We start from the raw sequence: 15,488 nt of genomic DNA, 5'->3' as shown, positions 1-15,488 counted from the left end.
CGGCGCGGGCCCGGTAGCCCAGGAAGTGGCACTCCTTGCGGATCACGGTGCCCGCGCCGATGGTGAGCAGATCGGTGCAGACCGGGACGGTACGGCTGAGGATCGTCACACCGGGGCCGATCCGGGCGCCCAGGGCCCGCAGGTACAGCACGTACAGCGGGTTGCCCACGAGCAGGGCCGTCGGGCTGGTGTGCAGCAGCGCCTTGACGATCCAGAAGCGCAGGTAGGCCGGGCCCCACACGGGGAACTCCGCCGGTTTCCACCGCCCGATCAGCAGCCACTTCGCGACCACCGGCAGCAGGCACAGGGCGACGAGGCCGAGCCCGCCGAACACCGCCGACCGCAGATACACCTCGACGGGTCCGGAGCCGTCCGCCACCCACGCGTACCCCTGGGCGGAGCCGAGGGCGGCAGCCAGGCAGTACCCGGCGAAGACGAGCAGCTGGAGTGCCCCGCACAGCACGTACCGGGGTGTGCTGCCCGGCGCGGTCGCCTCGGGAGGCGGCACGGGAGCGGCGGCGGGCGGCGCGGGGGCCTCGGCCAGCGCGGCCGCGAGGGAGCGGACGGTGGGGTGGCCGTAGACGTCCCGTATGGACACCGGGGGCAGCTGCGGATGCTTCCTGACCCGGGCGCAGAAATGAGCCATCGTCAGTGAGTTGGCACCGAGATCGTCGAAGAAGTGAGCATCTACGGGCACATGTTCGATATGGGTGACGTCGGCCAGAACATCGGCCAGAAGTCGCTCGACGGCGGTGTGACTTTCCGCCGCGTCCGGTTCGGCCGCCTCGACCGCGTCCGGTTCTTCCACCACGTGTCGTGGTACTGGCAATGTCATTGAATTCTCCGCGACAGGTATTGCGAGGAAGGGCGCCCAGGGGTGAACGGACGGCGCGCGGAATGACGATGAGAAAGGGGACGGAATGCGGTGACGGGAGTGGCGGAATGGAACAGGCTGGTCGAAGCCTGGAGAATCCCCCGGACAGTGCTGTGCCGCGACCTGATCCGGGCCGGCCCAGCGGAATGCAATTCGGATTCTTTCGGCACATTACCGAACAGGTCAAGGGAGGCCGGGTGATTGACGCTTTCCCGCCCCTTCTCCGATCTCCTCCGACCTGCCGGACCTCGATCGGCCACGGGCTTCAGCGGGGAACTTTCCGAAAAGCGGGTACAAAAACGATCCGGCGTTCCACTTCCGTCGCCTCAATAATTCGGCCAGCACGTCCATGACAGAAAACGAGATACGGAATCACCTTTGGTTTCCGCTGTGTTTCCCTTCGGCATCTGCCCCGTGACGGGGCCGGAGGGAAACGAGCGGCCCACGCGGAACCGGCCGCGGCCCGCGGCACCGGGAGGTGAGGTCGGCACGCCCGGACGGATACCTTTAGGGCGTGCAGCCAGCAAGTCAGTCACCCCCCCGACCCGAGAGCCCGCACGGGCGTCTCCATCGCGCGCGTGCCCTCTACCGGAACGTCTCCAAGCGCAGGACCGCCTGGCTGCTCCTGAAGGACACCGTCAACTCCTGCATCGAGTACCGCATCCTCGGTCTCGCCGCGGAGGCGGCGTTCTTCACCCTGCTCTCCGTGCCGCCGCTGCTGCTGAGCATGATCGGCCTCCTCGGCTACGTCGACGACTGGACCGGCGCCGACACCATCGCCAGCCTGGAGCTCAACCTGCTGGAGGCCTCCCGCACCGTCCTGTCGGACAAGGGCGTCAGGGAGATCGCCCAGCCCATCCTGGACGACGTGATGAAGGGCGGCCGCCCCGACGTCATCTCCATAGGCTTCCTGATCGCCCTGTGGTCCGGCTCCCGCGCGGTGAACGTCTTCATAGACACCATCACCGTCATGTACGGCCTCGACGGCGTCCGCGGCATCGTCAAGACCCGCCTGATGGCGTTCCTGCTGTTCATCGTGGCCCTGCTCATCGGTTCCGTCGCGCTGCCGCTGATGGTCGCGGGCCCCGACGCGGTGGTCCGGATCGTGCCGTGGTCGACCACCGTCGTCCAGGTCCTGTACTGGCCCGTCGTGATCGTCCTGGGGATCGTCTTCCTCACGACGCTGTACCACGTGTCGGTGCCCGTGCGCTCCCCATGGGTGGAGGACGTGCCCGGCTCCCTCGTCGCACTCGGCATGTGGGTCCTCGGCAGCTTCCTGCTGCGCATCTACCTCGCCGCCACGATCGAGGGGGCCACGATCTACGGATCCCTCGCGGCCGCCGTAGCCGTCCTGCTGTGGATCGGTGTGAGCGCCTTCGCGGTCCTGGTCGGCGCGGCCGTCAACGCCGCCATCGACCGGGTCTGGCCGGCCGCCGCCACCGCCGCGGCCCGCGCCGCCAACGAGCGCCTGCGCGAGGAACAGGCCGCCGAGTACGTCGCCCGCGCGGCCGCCGCCCGCTCCCACGACCCCGAGGACCCCGACATGCCCTCCGAGTTCCCGGAGCGCTGGTCCCGCTTCCTGCCCCCGGAGGACGTCACCTCGCGTCTGCGGTCACCCGTGAAGAAGGGCGACGAGTAGGGGCGGACGAGCAGGGGGTCCGGCCGCTGTGGCTCGTTCCCCTGCGCGCGCGTCCACGCGGCCGCGCTGCCGTGCATGGACGCACTCACCGGTCTGCTGGAGGGCCCGAGCCCGTGGCGCCTTCATGATCCGTGCGTGTTCCGACCCGCCCTGGTGCGTCCGGGTGGCGGACCGCGCCCCGCTCACGATCATGCCCATGGTCTGCGGAGACGCCTGGATCGTTCCCGGTACCGACCCCGACCCTGGCACCGACCCCGGCACCGGCGGCGACGGTGAGCGCGTGCGGCTCCGGACACCGACGACGCCCTGGAGGCGATCGTCCGGAGGGTCGGCCATGGGAGCGCGTTCTCCCTGTCGAGCGCTTTCAAGCGGGTCCACGGGTGAGCCCGCAGAACACCCGGGGCGGGGGCGGGCGGACCGCGGCCGGTCACCGACGTACGCTTTTCCCGTGTACGCGGAACGGGCCTCTCGGCTGAGCGGGGCCGTCGTCTGGACGAACAGCGCCGGAGGCCCGGACGATCCCGGTCCGGGGCGGGTCCTCCCCGACGGCTGCATGGATCTCCTCTGGAACGACGGACGGCTGCTCGTCGCCGGACCCGACACCCGCGCGTACACCGTCGAAGGCGCCACCGGCGGCTGGGCCGGGGTCCGGTTCCGGCCGGGTGCCGCGCCCGCTTTCCTGGGCGTGCCCGCGCATGAACTGCGCGACCGGCGTGTGGCGTTGGACGACCTGTGGCCGACCCCGCTCGTCCGGGGGCTCACCGCGCGGGTGAACGCGGCCCGCGATCCCGCGAACGGCCTCGAAGAGGTGGTCCTGGAACGGGCCGCCGGGAGCGAGCGGCCCGATCCGCTGCTGCGGCGGGTGGTCGCCGCCCTGGAGGCCGGACGGCCGGTGTCGGCCACCGCCGACGAACTCGGCCTCGGCGCAAGGCAGTTGCACCGCCGCTCCCTCGCCGCGTTCGGATACGGACCCAAGACGCTGGCCCGCGTACTGCGGCTTCAGCGGGCGCTCACGCTGGCCCGCGCCGGGGTGCCGTACGCCGAGACCGCGGCCCGCACCGGGTACGCCGATCAGGCCCATCTGGCGCGGGACGTCAGGGAGTTGGCGGGACTGCCGCTCGGCGAGCTGCTCGGCGGACGGTGACGGTCCCGCGCGGGTCGCGCCCATGCCGGTCACCGGCCACGACGGTCGCCGTTCGCTGCCCGCCCCGGTCGCCGTTCGCCGGCCGGGAACGCGCCCGTCGCGCCCGCTACCCGGCCGACGGCAGTGGCGCGAAGAGGTCGACGCCGTTGCCGTCCGGGTCCAGGACGACGGCGTACCGCTGGCCCCACACCGCGTCCCACGGCTTGAGCTCGCCCTGGTGACCGGCGGCGACCAACTCCTCGTACACCGCGTCGACCTCGGCGGGACTGTCGCACAGCAGGGCCAGGCCGGCGCCGCCGCCCCTGCCCCGCCGCCACTCGGGGTGGAAGGACCGCACGGTCGCCTCGGTGTCGAGCATCAGCCGGAGCCCGCCGGGCAGCGCGGCCTCGGCGTGCGGCTGCTCCTCGGAGCCCTCGGGGAAGTCGAAGCCGAGACGGCGGTAGAAGGTGACGGAGGCGGCCATGTCCGAAGCCACCATCCCGATCGCGTCGAGTCGTGGAGTCATACGGCCACCGTAGGCGTGCCGCGCACGACCGGTCTTGAAGGAAACGGACACGGGGCGAGGGCCTGCCGGGGGCCCGTGACGACTGATCGCGAAACGTGGTGGGGCAAGCGCTTTCGGACAACGGACTCTTTGCCCTTGCTGTGAAACAACTGTGCGGCAGGATGGGGGACATGTTCCGTACCGCGCGCACTCTGCTGCCCCTGGCGTTGCTGCCGCTGCTGCTCACGGGCTGCGGGAGCGAGAAGGTCGTTGCGGTGCCCCGCGAACCCCTCGCGCCGACCCCCGACCGGGCTCAACTCCACGCCCGCGTCGAGGCGCTCGGTCTCGCTCCGGGGCTTGTCTACGTCACCGAGTCCCCCGGGTTCGAACTGGCCCGGCAGTCGGTCGGCGTGTACGGCGACGACGGTTTCTCCGCCGCCTACTGGTCCCGGCGGAACAGCGCCCAGCTCCTGCTCCTCGTCGACCGCGGCGCGATGACCACCGAGAACTGCCCCGAGCAGCCCCTCGGACAGGGCACCGGCACGGCCGTCGACTGTGTGCGCGACGGTGACGCCTGGTACCGCACGTCGGCGGGGCAGCACGAGTACGCCCTCCAGCGCGGGGACCACGTCGTCCGGATCAGCGCGGTCACGGCCGCCGTCGACCGTGACGTCCTGCGGGCCGCTGCCCGCGCCGCCCACCGCCCCGACGACGCCGAGCTGGCCTGCCTCCTCCCGCCCCCGCACCACGCGGCGCCCCACACGGGGACGACGCCGCCCCCACGCGACGGGACGCCCGTCGAACGCGGCGACCTGCCCCCGGTGGGCGACGGAGCACCCGACAACGAGGTCGGCGCGTCAGGCTGACCGACGGGAGCGCGAGGCGTCAGGCTCCCCGGCGGGAGCGCGAGGCGTCAGGCTCCCCGACGGGAGCGCGAAGCGGCAGGCAGCCGCCGCCCCGCCCCGCCCTCGGTCGCACCGTGGAGACAGACGAGGACCCGGCCTTCCCGGCGGGCCTCAGGGGAGGCATCGCCGGGACGACCGGGCTCACGGACCGAACGCGCGTGCTACTGCGGTGTACCGCCCGGCTGCGGGCCGAACGCCGTCATGAACTGGTCGCGGAACTTGTCCATGCGCCAGACCGGGGTGTCCGAGGCCGGCTTGAGACCGTCCGCCCAGCCCCAGTCGTCGATCTTCTCCAGCACCTTCGGGTCCTGCGCGACGACCGACACCGGCACGTCATGGCTCGGATTGTCGCCGGTGACCGTCTTGTTGGGCTGGTGGTCGCCGAGGAAGATCAGGACCGTGTCCTTCGAGCCGTACTTGGCGACGAAGTCGACGATGCTGCTCACCGAGTACTGGATGGTCTTGCGGTACTCGTCACGGACGTCGAGGGGGTCCTTCCAGACGTCCTTGGGGTCCTTGCCCTCGGCCTTCTGCAGGCCGTGGTAGACCGATCCGTCGCCGATCTCCTCCTCCGGGATGGTCCGCGGGATGGGCGCCCACGGGTTGTGGCTGGAGGTCAGGATGATCTCCGCCATCATCGGCTTGCGGCCCTCCTTGCCGTACTCCAGCTCCCGGAACGCCTTCAGGGTGTACTGGTCGGGCATGGTCGACCAGCTGAACTTCGGCCCCTGGTACCCCAGCTGGTCCGAGTCGTAGATGTGGTCGAGACCGAAGAACTTGCCCTCGGGCCACGCCTTCTGGGTGCCCGGCACGATCCCGACCGTGCGCCAGGCGCCGGTGCGGCGGAACGCTTCGGTGAGGGTGAGCCGGTCGCCCGCGACGAGGTGGTTGTAGCGCGACTGGTTCTTGATCCACAGCCCGGACAGGAACGTGGAGTGGCCGAGCCAGCTTCCGGCGCCCGTGATGGGGGAGCGCAGCCAGCCGCTGCGCGACGCGTACCCGGCGTCCTTCAGCTCCTGTGTCTTCTGCGCGAGCGTCTCACTCAGCGGCTCACCCATCTGCGGGTTGTCGATCGCGGAGCGGCCGTAGCTCTCGATGAACGTGATCAGCACGTCCTTGCCGCGCAGCCCCGTCAGCAACTGGTCCGGCGGCACGTCGGCGAAGGCGTCGACGGCGGCCTGCTTCTCGAACGCCTCGCCGTCCTTCAGCCCGTCGCGCACCGACTCGATGCGGTTCTCCACGAGCGTGGCCGCGCTGTGCGAGGCCAGCGGTACGTCGGCGACCTCCAGGGTCAGCGTGGAGCAGGTGATCCAGACGGTGCCGAGGACGAGGAGCGTACGGCTCGCGGTGTGCCGGTCGCGTTCCATCAGCCGGCTGATCCGCCGGACGGCGAACGTCGTCAGGAACGGCAGGGCGAGCACCAGCGCGATCACGCCGACCGTCGCGGCCTGCGCCGCCGTGTTGCCGAGCGAGTCCTTCATGAACGACCGGGCGTTGTCCAGCAGGGGCCAGTCCAGCACCAGGTCGAACGGCCGGTCGAGGGTCCAGTACGACCCCATGTCCAGCACCTTGACGATCATCAGCAGGCCGAGCACCGCGCCGATGACCACCACGGCCGTGCGCCGCGCCTTCGGCGGCAGCACCAGTAGCAGCGCCGCGCCGAGGATGCCCTCCGCGGGGATCCGCAGCAGCCGGCCCACCTCGAACTTCGTCATGTCGTTCGGCACGAGCAACGCGAACATGACGAACGCGATGGCCAGCCCGGTCCCGACCCAGTCGAGCACACGCGCCCGCCGCGGGTGCCGCACCCGCCAGCCCTGGCCGCCGACAGCCCCTTCGGCGCCGGCCGCCATCTCGCCCTTCGGCTCCACCGCGGCCTGCGACTCCGGTTCGGGCTTCGCATCCGCTTCCGGCTTCGCGTCAGGTCCGGTTCCGGCATCCGGTCCGGGCTTCGCGTCAGGTCCGGTTCCGGCATCCGGTCCGGGCTCGGCCTTCAGCTCCGGCTCTGCCTCGGGCACAGGCTCGGCCTTCAGCTCCGGCTCGGCTACAGGCTCGGTCTTCGCCTCGGTCTTTGCCTCGGTCTTCGCCCCGGTCGCGGATTCGGTTGCCGTCTCGCCTTCCGGCTCGGCCTCGGCCTTGGCCTCCGCCTTCGAATCGGCGCAGGCCTCGGACTCGGCTTCGGCCTCAGGCCCCGCCTTCGCCTTCCCCTTCGCCTCGGTGCTCGGGTCGACCTCGGTCGTCGGCCCGGCCTCCGACTCGGCGTTCGGCGCGGACTCCGTGTCCGACGCGGGCGCGGACCCTTCCTCGGGCTTCGGTTTCGGCTCTGCGGCCTCGGCGGTGTTCTCGGGGGCGGTGTCGTCGTCCGGTGCGGGTGCCGGGCCCGGAAGCTGCGAAGAGCGTGTGTGCGACAACCCGAAGGTCCTTCCCTGTGGAACATGCTGGAGCTCTGTGCTGGTGGACGGAGTGAGCCGAGGAGCGGGACCGCCTTCGTACCCGTACGCCCATCACTATGCGTACGGTGCGACGACGCCCACCGTTCACCCGCGCTCAGGCCGTCCGCAACCCCTCCACGTGAACTCCGACACCATCCCACCCGCCGGTCAGGCCGAGCGCGGCGCCCCCGTGCTCGCCCGTTCCACCAGCCGCGTCGACAACTCCGTGCGTGTGCCCTCCGGTCGGTCGCCCTCCATCATCCCGGCGAGCAGCCGCAGTGCCGTCGAGGCCATCTCGGACAGCGGCTGGCGCACGGTGGTCAGGGCCGGGGTCGCCCAGCGGGCCTCCGGCAGATCGTCGAACCCCACCACGCTGATGTCGTCCGGGATCCGCAACCCCCGCTCGGCCAGCGCCTGGTAGGCCCCGAGCGCCATCCTGTCCGAGCAGACGAACACCGCGGTCGGCGGTTCGGGCAGGTCCAGCAGTTGCAGCATGCGGTGGTGCGCGGTGGTCTCCATGAAGTTGCCGTAGCGGACGTACTCCGGCCGGTACGGGACGCCCGCGGCCATGAGCGCCGAGCGGTAGCCCGCCACGCGCGCGCTGCTGCACATCTTGCGCCGGTACCCGGCGATCACGGCGACCCGCTCGTGCCCGAGGGCCAGCAGATGCTCGGTGGCGGTCATCCCGCCCTGCCAGTTGGCGGCGCCAACCGACACCACGCCCGGCGGGGGTTCGAGCACCGGGTCGATCAGGACGAACGGAACGCGATGCTGGCCGAGCCAGGCGTATTGGGCGGGGGACAGCTCGGCCAGGTTGAACAGGACCCCCGCCGAGCCCCGGGCGATCAGCTTGTCGAACCAGCCGCGCTCCGGGCGCGCGCCCCGGGTCCGGCTGAGGCCCGCCGAGACCACCACTTCGAGGCCCGCGTCGTGCGCCGCCTGTTCCACGCCGTGCAGCACCGCCCCCGACCAGGAACTCTCCAGCGAGTGCACCACCAGGTCGACCATGCGCGGCGGCTTCGACGCCTCGAACCTGGGTCTGCGGACATAGCCGAGCCGGTCCAGCGCCTCGGTGACCCGGCGCCTGGTCTCGGGGGCCACGTCCTCCCGGCCGTTGACCACTTTCGAGGCCGTCGGCACGGACACCCCGGCCTCGCGCGCCACCACCGCCAGCGTCGGCCCGGCCGTCGCGCTCCCGCCACGCACCATCGCGACTCCACCTCTCAGGCCCCGTCCCGAGGGCCGGTGAACTATTCGAGTAGCAAGCGCTCTCTACCGTAAGGCCAACTCAACACGGCGGGAAGGAGAGGGAATCAGAGGGCCACCCTGCCGGGCCTCCGGTCCGCCGGCCGTCGCGCGGAGACGTCCGGGGCAGCGCGAAGGCCGCCGCGGGATCACGGCCCGCGACGGCCCGGTGAGGTGACAGCGCTGAGCGAACGGGGCCCGTCCGCCCCCGCGCGGGCCGCGGTACCGGTTACGCGCGAGGGCCGACGGGGCGTACGCGTGGGTGCCGGTCTTCGGCCGCTTACTCCTTGGCTTCCGGCAGGTCCCAGCGGGCCAGGTCACGCAGCCATGCGGCGGCCGAACTGTCCGACGGGGCCCGCCAGTCGCCGCGCGGCGACAGGGAGCCGCCGGCCAGGACCTTCGGCCCGTTCGGCATGGCCGAGCGCTTGAACTGGGCGAACGCGAAGAAACGCCGGCAGAAGTACTCCAGCCAGTGCCAGATCTCCGGCAGGTCGTACGCCACCCGCTCGCCCTCGGGGAACCCGGGGGGCCAGGCGCCCGCCCCCGCGTCGCGCCAGGCGTGCCAGGCCAGAAACCCGATCTTCGACGGCCGGTAGCCGTAGCGCAGCACATGGAACAGCGTGAAGTCGTGCAGCGCGTACGGGCCGATCTTGGACTCCGTGGACTGGAGTTCCTCGCCGGGCACCAGCTCCGGGCTGATCTCCGTGTCCAGGATCGCCGCCAGCGTCTCGTTGGTGTCCTCGTCGAACTGGCCGCTGCTGATGACCCAGCGGATCAGATGCTGGATCAGCGTCTTCGGCACACCGGAGTTGACGTTGTAGTGGCTCATCTGGTCGCCGACGCCGTATGTGCACCAGCCGAGGGCCAGCTCCGACAGGTCGCCCGTGCCGAGGACGATGCCGCCGCGCTGGTTGGCCAGCCGGAACAGATAGTCGGTGCGCAGCCCGGCCTGCACGTTCTCGAAGGTGATGTCGTACACCGGCTCGCCCGACGAGAACGGGTGGCCCATCTCCTTCAGCATCAGCCGGGCCGTGGGCGTGATGTCGAGCTCGGCCGCGGTGACCCCGAGGGAACGCATCAGCTTGTGCGCGTTGCCCTTGGTGTGCTCGCCGGTCGCGAAACCGGGCAGCGTGAAGGCCAGGATGTCGCTGCGCGGGCGGCCCGCCCGGTCCATCGCCCGCGCGGCGACGATCAGCGCGTGCGTGGAGTCCAGGCCGCCCGACACCCCGATCACGATCTTGGGGCCGCCGATCGAGGCCATACGCTGCTGGAGGCCCGCGACCTGGATGTTGTAGGCCTCGTAGCAGTCCTGGGCGAGCCGGGCGGGGTCCGACGGCACGAACGGGAACCGCTCGACCCGGCGCCGCAGCCCGAGGTCGGTGGTCGGCGGGTCGAGCCGGAACACCACCTCGCGGAACGCGCCGGTGCGCCCGGACAGCGCCCGGCGGTTGTCGTCGAACGTGCCCATCCGGTACCGGGACTGCCGCAGCTGGTCGAGGTCGACGTCGGCCACGGCGTGCTGGTCGCCCGCGGGGAACCGGTCGGTCTCGGCCAGCAGGGTGCCGCTCTCGTAGATCATGGTCTGGCCGTCCCAGGACAGGTCGGTGGTCGACTCGCCCTGCCCGGCCGCCGCGTACACGTACGCGGCGAGACAGCGGGCCGACGCCGAACGGCACAGCAGTCGCCGGTCCTCGGCCCGGCCGACCGTGATGGGGCTGCCCGACAGGTTGACCAGGACGGTCGCGCCGGCCAGCGCGGCCTCCGCGCTCGGCGGCACCGGCACCCACATGTCCTCGCACACCTCGGCGTGCACCACCAGGCCGGGGACGTCCTCCGCCGCGAACAGCAGGTCGGGGCCGAACGGCACCTCCGCGCCGGCGACCCGGATCGTCCCGCCGCGCTCGTCGTCGCCCGCGGCGATCTGGCGCTTCTCGTAGAACTCGCGGTAGTTCGGCAGGTACGACTTGGGCGCGATGCCGAGGATCCGCCCGCGGTGCACGACCACCGCGCAGTTGTAGATCCGGTGCCGGTGCCGCAGCGGGGCGCCGAGGACGAGCACCGGCAGCAGGTCCGCCGACCCGGCGACCACCGTCCGCAGCGCCGCCTCGACATCGTCGAGCAGCGCGTCCTGGAGCAGCAGGTCCTCGATCGAGTAGCCCGACAGGCACAGTTCGGGGAAGACGGCGACGGCGACGCCGTCCTCCGCGCAGCGGCGGGCCTGCCGCAGGACCGCCTCCGCGTTGGCGGGCGGGTCGGCGATCGCCGCGTGACCGGTGCAGGCGGCGACCCGCGCGAAGCCGTGGCTGTAGAGCGACCAGAAGTTCACCGGTTTCCTCCGTGGACACCCCGGCGCTCGGCCGGGGAGGACGTGCGCTCCTGCGGAGCAGGGTGGGGAGCCGGAACGCCGTCGAGGCGATCGGGCGTCTTCGCCGCCGGGCCGATGGCGACCTCAAGCAGATGGATGATCTCCGAGTTGAGGGACCGCCGATCGGTCCGGGCTCGCTCCACAAGACGTTCGTGGAGGTCAGCGGGCAGGCGGAGAGAGATCCGCTTCTCAGGATCCATGGCTGGAATGATGCCACGGTGGCATCGCGACGGCGTTCCGGGGATGCCGGCGGGGGCGCACTCGGCGGGCCGGGAGGACCCGGCAGGGCTGGTGGTCCCGGCAGGGCTGGTGGTCCCGGCGGGACTGCCGGGTGGGGCTCCGCCTCGGAGGGAGCGCGCCGACGCTCATCTCTCGGGGTCGGACCAGGCCGTCACAAGTGCTCGGCGGTCAGGGAAACGGGGGCCGGGGAACGTGTCCCGGGTGGGTTCGCCGAGCCAGCAGACTTGCTCGGGGGCCCCGTCGCCGGTGTCGAACAGGCAGCACACTCCTCCGGCGTCGGCGGTGAGGTCGGTGAACAGCTTCCTGACGCTGGCCGACCGCGCGAACAGGCGGCTCATGTCCGACGTCGCCGCGCAGCACTCCACCGACGCGTAGTCAGGGTGCAGCCGGGACGCGAACCGGATGGTCGCGTAGATGTACCCGATCTGGATGCGCCCGTCCGCGCCGGGTCGAGGGCCGCCCGTCAGCGCGTACTCACGGAGTGCGTCGTCGAGGTCGAAGAGGAGGGACGTGTCGAGGTCGAGCGTGCCGCTCGTGGAGCAGTCGACCGGATCGCTTTCGAAGGCGGACGTGAACGGGAGGACGAGCCTCTCACCGCCGGGCAGGGTGACCTCGACCGACCGTCCGGCACGGGCCGTTGGCGCCCGCTCGGCCATCGCGGTCAACAACGTGGCGACACTCCGAGGACGCAGATAGATGTCGTAGCTGTAGGTGAGCCCCACATTTCCCCCTGTCTCCGGACCGAACCGCACCCTCTCACGAGCCGCCTCGTGGGCGCCTGTCGGTTGATGAGCCCCGGCACATGGCCGGAACGTCCAGGACGGACGGCAGACTTGGCGGGCCGGGCCATGTGCAGCGGGCACGCGGCCGAGGAATCCCAGGGGGTGCGTCGGTGGATCTCAGCTCAGTGATCATCGCTGTGGCAGGCGTCGCGGGAACGCTGGGAGGGGCGCTCCTCACCCAGCGCGGCACCGAACGAGCCAAGCGCCTGGAGATGGAGCTCGTCCGGGAGCACGAGGAGGCCCGCGAGAACCGTTCGCTGCGGCGCACCTGCTACGCGGAACTCAACCGGGACGCGCGCCAGTTCACCACCGCTCTCAACCGTCACCTGCACGTCCTGGGAGAACGTGGCGTGGAGCAGGCCGAGATCGACGCGCTCGAAGAGGCGAAGGCCGCGCACCGCGACCGGTACTCCGAGGCGCAGATGATCGCCCCCGAAGAAGTGCTCCAGCGGGCGAATGCCGTCAACCAGGCCCTGAACAAGGTCTACGGCCAGGTCAAGCGCCTCGAACGCGGTGCTCCCGAACCGGGCGAGACGATGGAGACCGCCGCCCGGGCCCAGTACGAGGTCTGGGAGACGCTCCGTGCCATGAGAACCGCGATGCGCCGTGACCTCGGTGTGTCGCACGAAGAGTGAGAGCCAACACCCGCGTGGGGGGAGGATAAGGCCACGGTCGGACGGCCGACGCGCGCCTGCGCGACGCCGCCGTGCTCAGGCGACCCGGGCCAGATCCGTCCGCCGTACCTCGTGGGCCGGTGGGCGGCCCGCGGCCAGGTGTTCCAGTTCCTCGACGACGGTGCGGCCGAGCCGTTCCAGTTCGTTGCCGAGGGAGCCCGCGATGTGCGGGGTGAGGAAGACGTTCGGGAGGTCGTACAGGGGGTCGCCGGCCGGCAGCGGTTCGGGTTCGGTCACGTCGAGGACCGCGTTCAGGCGGCCGGAGAGCAGCTCGTCGGTGAGGGCGTCCGGGTCGACCAGGGCTCCGCGCGAGGTGTTGATCAGCCAGCCGCCGTCCCGGATCAGGGCCAGCCCGGCACGGTCGAGCATGCGATACGTCTCGGGGATGTCGGGGGCGTGCAGACTGACGATGTCGCTGGTGCGCAGCAGCTCCTCCAGCCCGACCGGCTCGGCGCCCAGCGCCGCGGCCCCGGCCGGGTCGACATACGGGTCGTACAGCGAGACGGCGAAGTCGAACGGCCGGAGCAGTTCCAGCAGCCGGCGGCCGACGCGGGAGGCGCCGATGACCCCGACCCGGCGGCCGACGTTGCCGAGGGCCGCGGTCTCGGCGGGGGTGGGGTGGGAGTGCGTCCGGCGGTAGCGTTCCCGCCGGCCGAAGGCGTCCTTGCCGGCCAGCAGGATCATCGCGAGGGTGTACTCGGCGACCGGCAGAGCGTTGGCGGCCACCGCGCTGGAGACCCGGATCCCCCGCTGCCACAGGGCTTCACCGACCAGCGCCCGGACCGAGCCGGCCGCGTGCAGGACGGTCCGCAGCCGGGGCGCCGCCGCGAGGACGCCCGCGTCGAGATGCGGGCAGCCCCAGCCGGTGATGAGCACCTCCGCCTCGGCCAGCACCGGGGTCACGGCCGGATCGGTGAAGTCCCGCACGACGAGTCCGGGGTCGATCTCGGCCGCCTGCCGCAACCGGTCCATGAGCGGCGGCGGGAAGAGCAGAGGCAGATGCACCGGGTCCATGGCGAACACGGCTCGCGGCGACTGGGCGCTGGGCATGACTCTCCTGGGGGCGAGACCGGGGGCGAGGGAAGAAGGAAGGGACTTCGGTTCAGAAAACGTCTTCTACCGTAGATCGAGGGCCGGAGACGGTCAATCGTCCGGCCGATGTGTGGAACGAGCAGTGAAGAGTCCTCGCCGCTGTAAGGGCCAGGTTCTGGAGGACCACGTGATCGCACCGATTCCTGAAATCGGTTACCCGAGGCAGCAGCGGCTGTGACCACCTCGGCCGCGACGCCCTCCCGTACGCCAGACAGCCGTCAAGGATCCCGCAGGACCGGAATACCGCGTGGGGATGTGGTGCTCTGATGTGAACGGCGGTTCACGAGCGAGCGGGTGTGAGGAGCTGGTGAGCGTATGACGGCAGACCGGCCGGATCCCGTGGTCCGCACACCGTACGGAGACGTCCGGGGCAGGTACGCCTACGGGGAGGGGTACGAGGACGGCATCGCGGTCTTCCGCGGCATCCCGTACGCGGCCCCGCCCTTCGGCCCCCGCCGGTTCCGCCCGCCCGTGCCGCCCCAGCCCTGGGACGGCGTCCGCGACGCGGGCGCCTTCGGGCCGACCCCGCCGAAACCGGCCTACTCGGAGGCATTCGCCCGCTATCTGTCCGACCCCGTCGTCGCGGGCGACGACTGCCTCAACCTCAACGTGTGGACGCCGGAGCCGGGTCCCGGGGCCCGGCTCCCCGTCATGGTGTGGATCCACGGCGGCGCCCTGACCAGGGGCTCGTCCATGATCTCGGTGTACGACGGCAGCGCCTTCGCCCGCGACGGCGTGGTCCTCGTCTCCCTCAACTACCGCCTCGGCGTCGAGGGATACGGCCTCTTCCCGGACACCCCGCCCAACGCCGGACTGCGCGACCAACTCGCCGCGCTGGAGTGGGTGCGGGACTCGATCACGGCGTTCGGCGGCGACCCCGACCGGGTGACCGTCTTCGGCCAGTCGGCCGGAGCCATCAGCATCGGCGCCCTGCTCGTGGCCCCCCGCGCACGGAATCTGTTCCGCAGGGCCGTGCTGCAGAGCGGGCCGCCCGAGGCCTTGGACCGGGACAAGGTGCGCCGTATGGTGCGCCGTATGGCCGCCCGTCTGAAGGTGCCGGCCACGGCCGCGGCCTTCGCCGACGTGGACCGTTCCCTGCTCGCCGAGGCCCAGGCGGAGGTCGGCCGTCTCAGCAGCCCGGTCCTGGGCGGCCCCGCCTTCGGCATCGTCGTCGACGGCGAACTGGTGCCGCGTGACCCGCTGAAGGCCCTCGTCGAGGACGGTGCCGCCCACGATGTCGGCCTCCTCCTGGGGTGGACCCGCGACGAGCACCGCCTCTGGCTGGTCCCCGGCGGCCTCCACGAACGCCTCGACCGCCTCGGCACGGTCGCCCTGGCCGGTGCCCGCGCCCGCTGCCACTGCGGCCCCGAGGTCCCCCGCCGCTACCGCGAACTCCACCCCGCCCTCAGCCCCGCCGACCTGGCCGGCCGGCTCGTCACCGACCACCTCCTCCGCGTCCCCCTGCACCGCGTGGCGGACGCCCGCCCCGCCCACGCGCCGACCCATGTCTACGAGTTCGCCTGGCCGTCGAACCTCCCCGACCTCGGCGCCTGCCACGCCCTTGAGCTCGGCTTCGTCTTCGACACCGGTGACACCGCCGCCTCCGCGAAAC

The 15,488-nt window shown here is 71.7% G+C and carries 13 protein-coding genes and 1 pseudogene; 6 read left to right on the top strand and 8 right to left on the bottom strand.

Annotation, left to right across the window (positions count from 1 at the left end):
- Positions 1-835: acyl carrier protein (locus AOK15_RS06550; RefSeq protein ID WP_240508326.1), on the bottom strand; the 835-nt coding region annotated here is incomplete at its 3' end.
- A 553-nt stretch (positions 836-1,388) separates the two neighbouring features.
- Between AOK15_RS06550 and AOK15_RS06545 the strand changes: the two genes are divergently transcribed.
- The 3 genes and pseudogenes from AOK15_RS06545 (at position 1,389) to AOK15_RS06540 (ending at position 3,657) form a co-directional block, all read left to right on the top strand.
- Entirely contained in the window at positions 1,389-2,513 is a 1,125-nt protein-coding gene (locus AOK15_RS06545) for a YihY/virulence factor BrkB family protein (RefSeq protein WP_185093512.1), read from the top strand.
- A gap of 75 nt (positions 2,514-2,588) precedes the next feature.
- A pseudogene (locus tag AOK15_RS48740) lies at positions 2,589-2,802 on the top strand (cupin domain-containing protein); the annotation flags it as partial.
- 159 nt (positions 2,803-2,961) lie between these two features.
- Positions 2,962-3,657, top strand: a complete 696-nt coding sequence (locus AOK15_RS06540) for a DUF6597 domain-containing transcriptional factor (protein ID WP_055513727.1) — start codon at positions 2,962-2,964, stop codon at positions 3,655-3,657.
- Between the two features lie 106 nt (positions 3,658-3,763).
- On the opposite strand, the gene AOK15_RS06535 is transcribed toward AOK15_RS06540, so the two are convergent.
- Positions 3,764-4,162, bottom strand: a complete 399-nt coding sequence (locus tag AOK15_RS06535; RefSeq protein ID WP_079058334.1) for a VOC family protein — start codon at positions 4,160-4,162, stop codon at positions 3,764-3,766.
- 170 nt (positions 4,163-4,332) lie between these two features.
- Between AOK15_RS06535 and AOK15_RS06530 the strand changes: the two genes are divergently transcribed.
- Positions 4,333-5,007: a hypothetical protein gene (locus tag AOK15_RS06530; RefSeq protein WP_055513723.1), complete on the top strand. Its 675-nt coding sequence runs from the start codon at positions 4,333-4,335 to the stop codon at positions 5,005-5,007.
- Positions 5,008-5,207: 200 nt separating this feature from the next.
- Here the strand turns inward: AOK15_RS06530 and AOK15_RS06525 are convergent, their stop codons facing one another.
- The 5 genes from AOK15_RS06525 to AOK15_RS06510 form a co-directional block, all read right to left on the bottom strand.
- Positions 5,208-7,457, bottom strand: a complete 2,250-nt coding sequence (locus AOK15_RS06525; RefSeq protein ID WP_055513721.1) for a hypothetical protein — start codon at positions 7,455-7,457, stop codon at positions 5,208-5,210.
- 189 nt (positions 7,458-7,646) lie between these two features.
- Positions 7,647-8,687 carry a LacI family DNA-binding transcriptional regulator gene (locus AOK15_RS06520; RefSeq protein ID WP_055513719.1) on the bottom strand — a complete coding sequence of 347 codons (1,041 nt, stop codon included), beginning with the start codon at positions 8,685-8,687 and terminating at the stop codon, positions 7,647-7,649.
- A 316-nt stretch (positions 8,688-9,003) separates the two neighbouring features.
- Positions 9,004-11,049 carry an NAD(+) synthase gene (locus tag AOK15_RS06515; RefSeq protein WP_055513717.1) on the bottom strand — a complete coding sequence of 682 codons (2,046 nt, stop codon included), beginning with the start codon at positions 11,047-11,049 and terminating at the stop codon, positions 9,004-9,006.
- Positions 11,046-11,288, bottom strand: coding sequence for an Arc family DNA-binding protein (locus AOK15_RS48735; RefSeq protein ID WP_079058333.1), 243 nt, complete (start codon positions 11,286-11,288; stop codon positions 11,046-11,048). Before AOK15_RS48735 ends, AOK15_RS06515 begins: the two co-directional genes overlap by 4 nt.
- Before the next feature lie 165 nt (positions 11,289-11,453).
- Entirely contained in the window at positions 11,454-12,050 is a 597-nt protein-coding gene (locus tag AOK15_RS06510; RefSeq protein ID WP_055513715.1) for a hypothetical protein, read from the bottom strand.
- A 170-nt stretch (positions 12,051-12,220) separates the two neighbouring features.
- Between AOK15_RS06510 and AOK15_RS06505 the strand changes: the two genes are divergently transcribed.
- Entirely contained in the window at positions 12,221-12,745 is a 525-nt protein-coding gene (locus AOK15_RS06505) for a hypothetical protein (RefSeq protein ID WP_240508325.1), read from the top strand.
- Positions 12,746-12,820: 75 nt separating this feature from the next.
- Here AOK15_RS06505 and AOK15_RS06500 read toward each other — a convergent pair whose 3' ends face one another.
- Entirely contained in the window at positions 12,821-13,834 is a 1,014-nt protein-coding gene (locus tag AOK15_RS06500) for a hydroxyacid dehydrogenase (protein ID WP_205632084.1), read from the bottom strand.
- A 357-nt stretch (positions 13,835-14,191) separates the two neighbouring features.
- Here AOK15_RS06500 and AOK15_RS06495 point away from each other — a divergent pair.
- Positions 14,192-15,488 (top strand): carboxylesterase/lipase family protein (locus AOK15_RS06495; protein ID WP_055513711.1); only part of this gene is annotated, 1,297 nt, incomplete at its 3' end.

This window comes from Streptomyces ossamyceticus (assembly GCF_001418475.1).
GTDB lineage: Bacteria > Actinomycetota > Actinomycetes > Streptomycetales > Streptomycetaceae > Streptomyces > Streptomyces ossamyceticus.
This window is presented reverse-complemented; position numbering and strand designations above follow the sequence as displayed.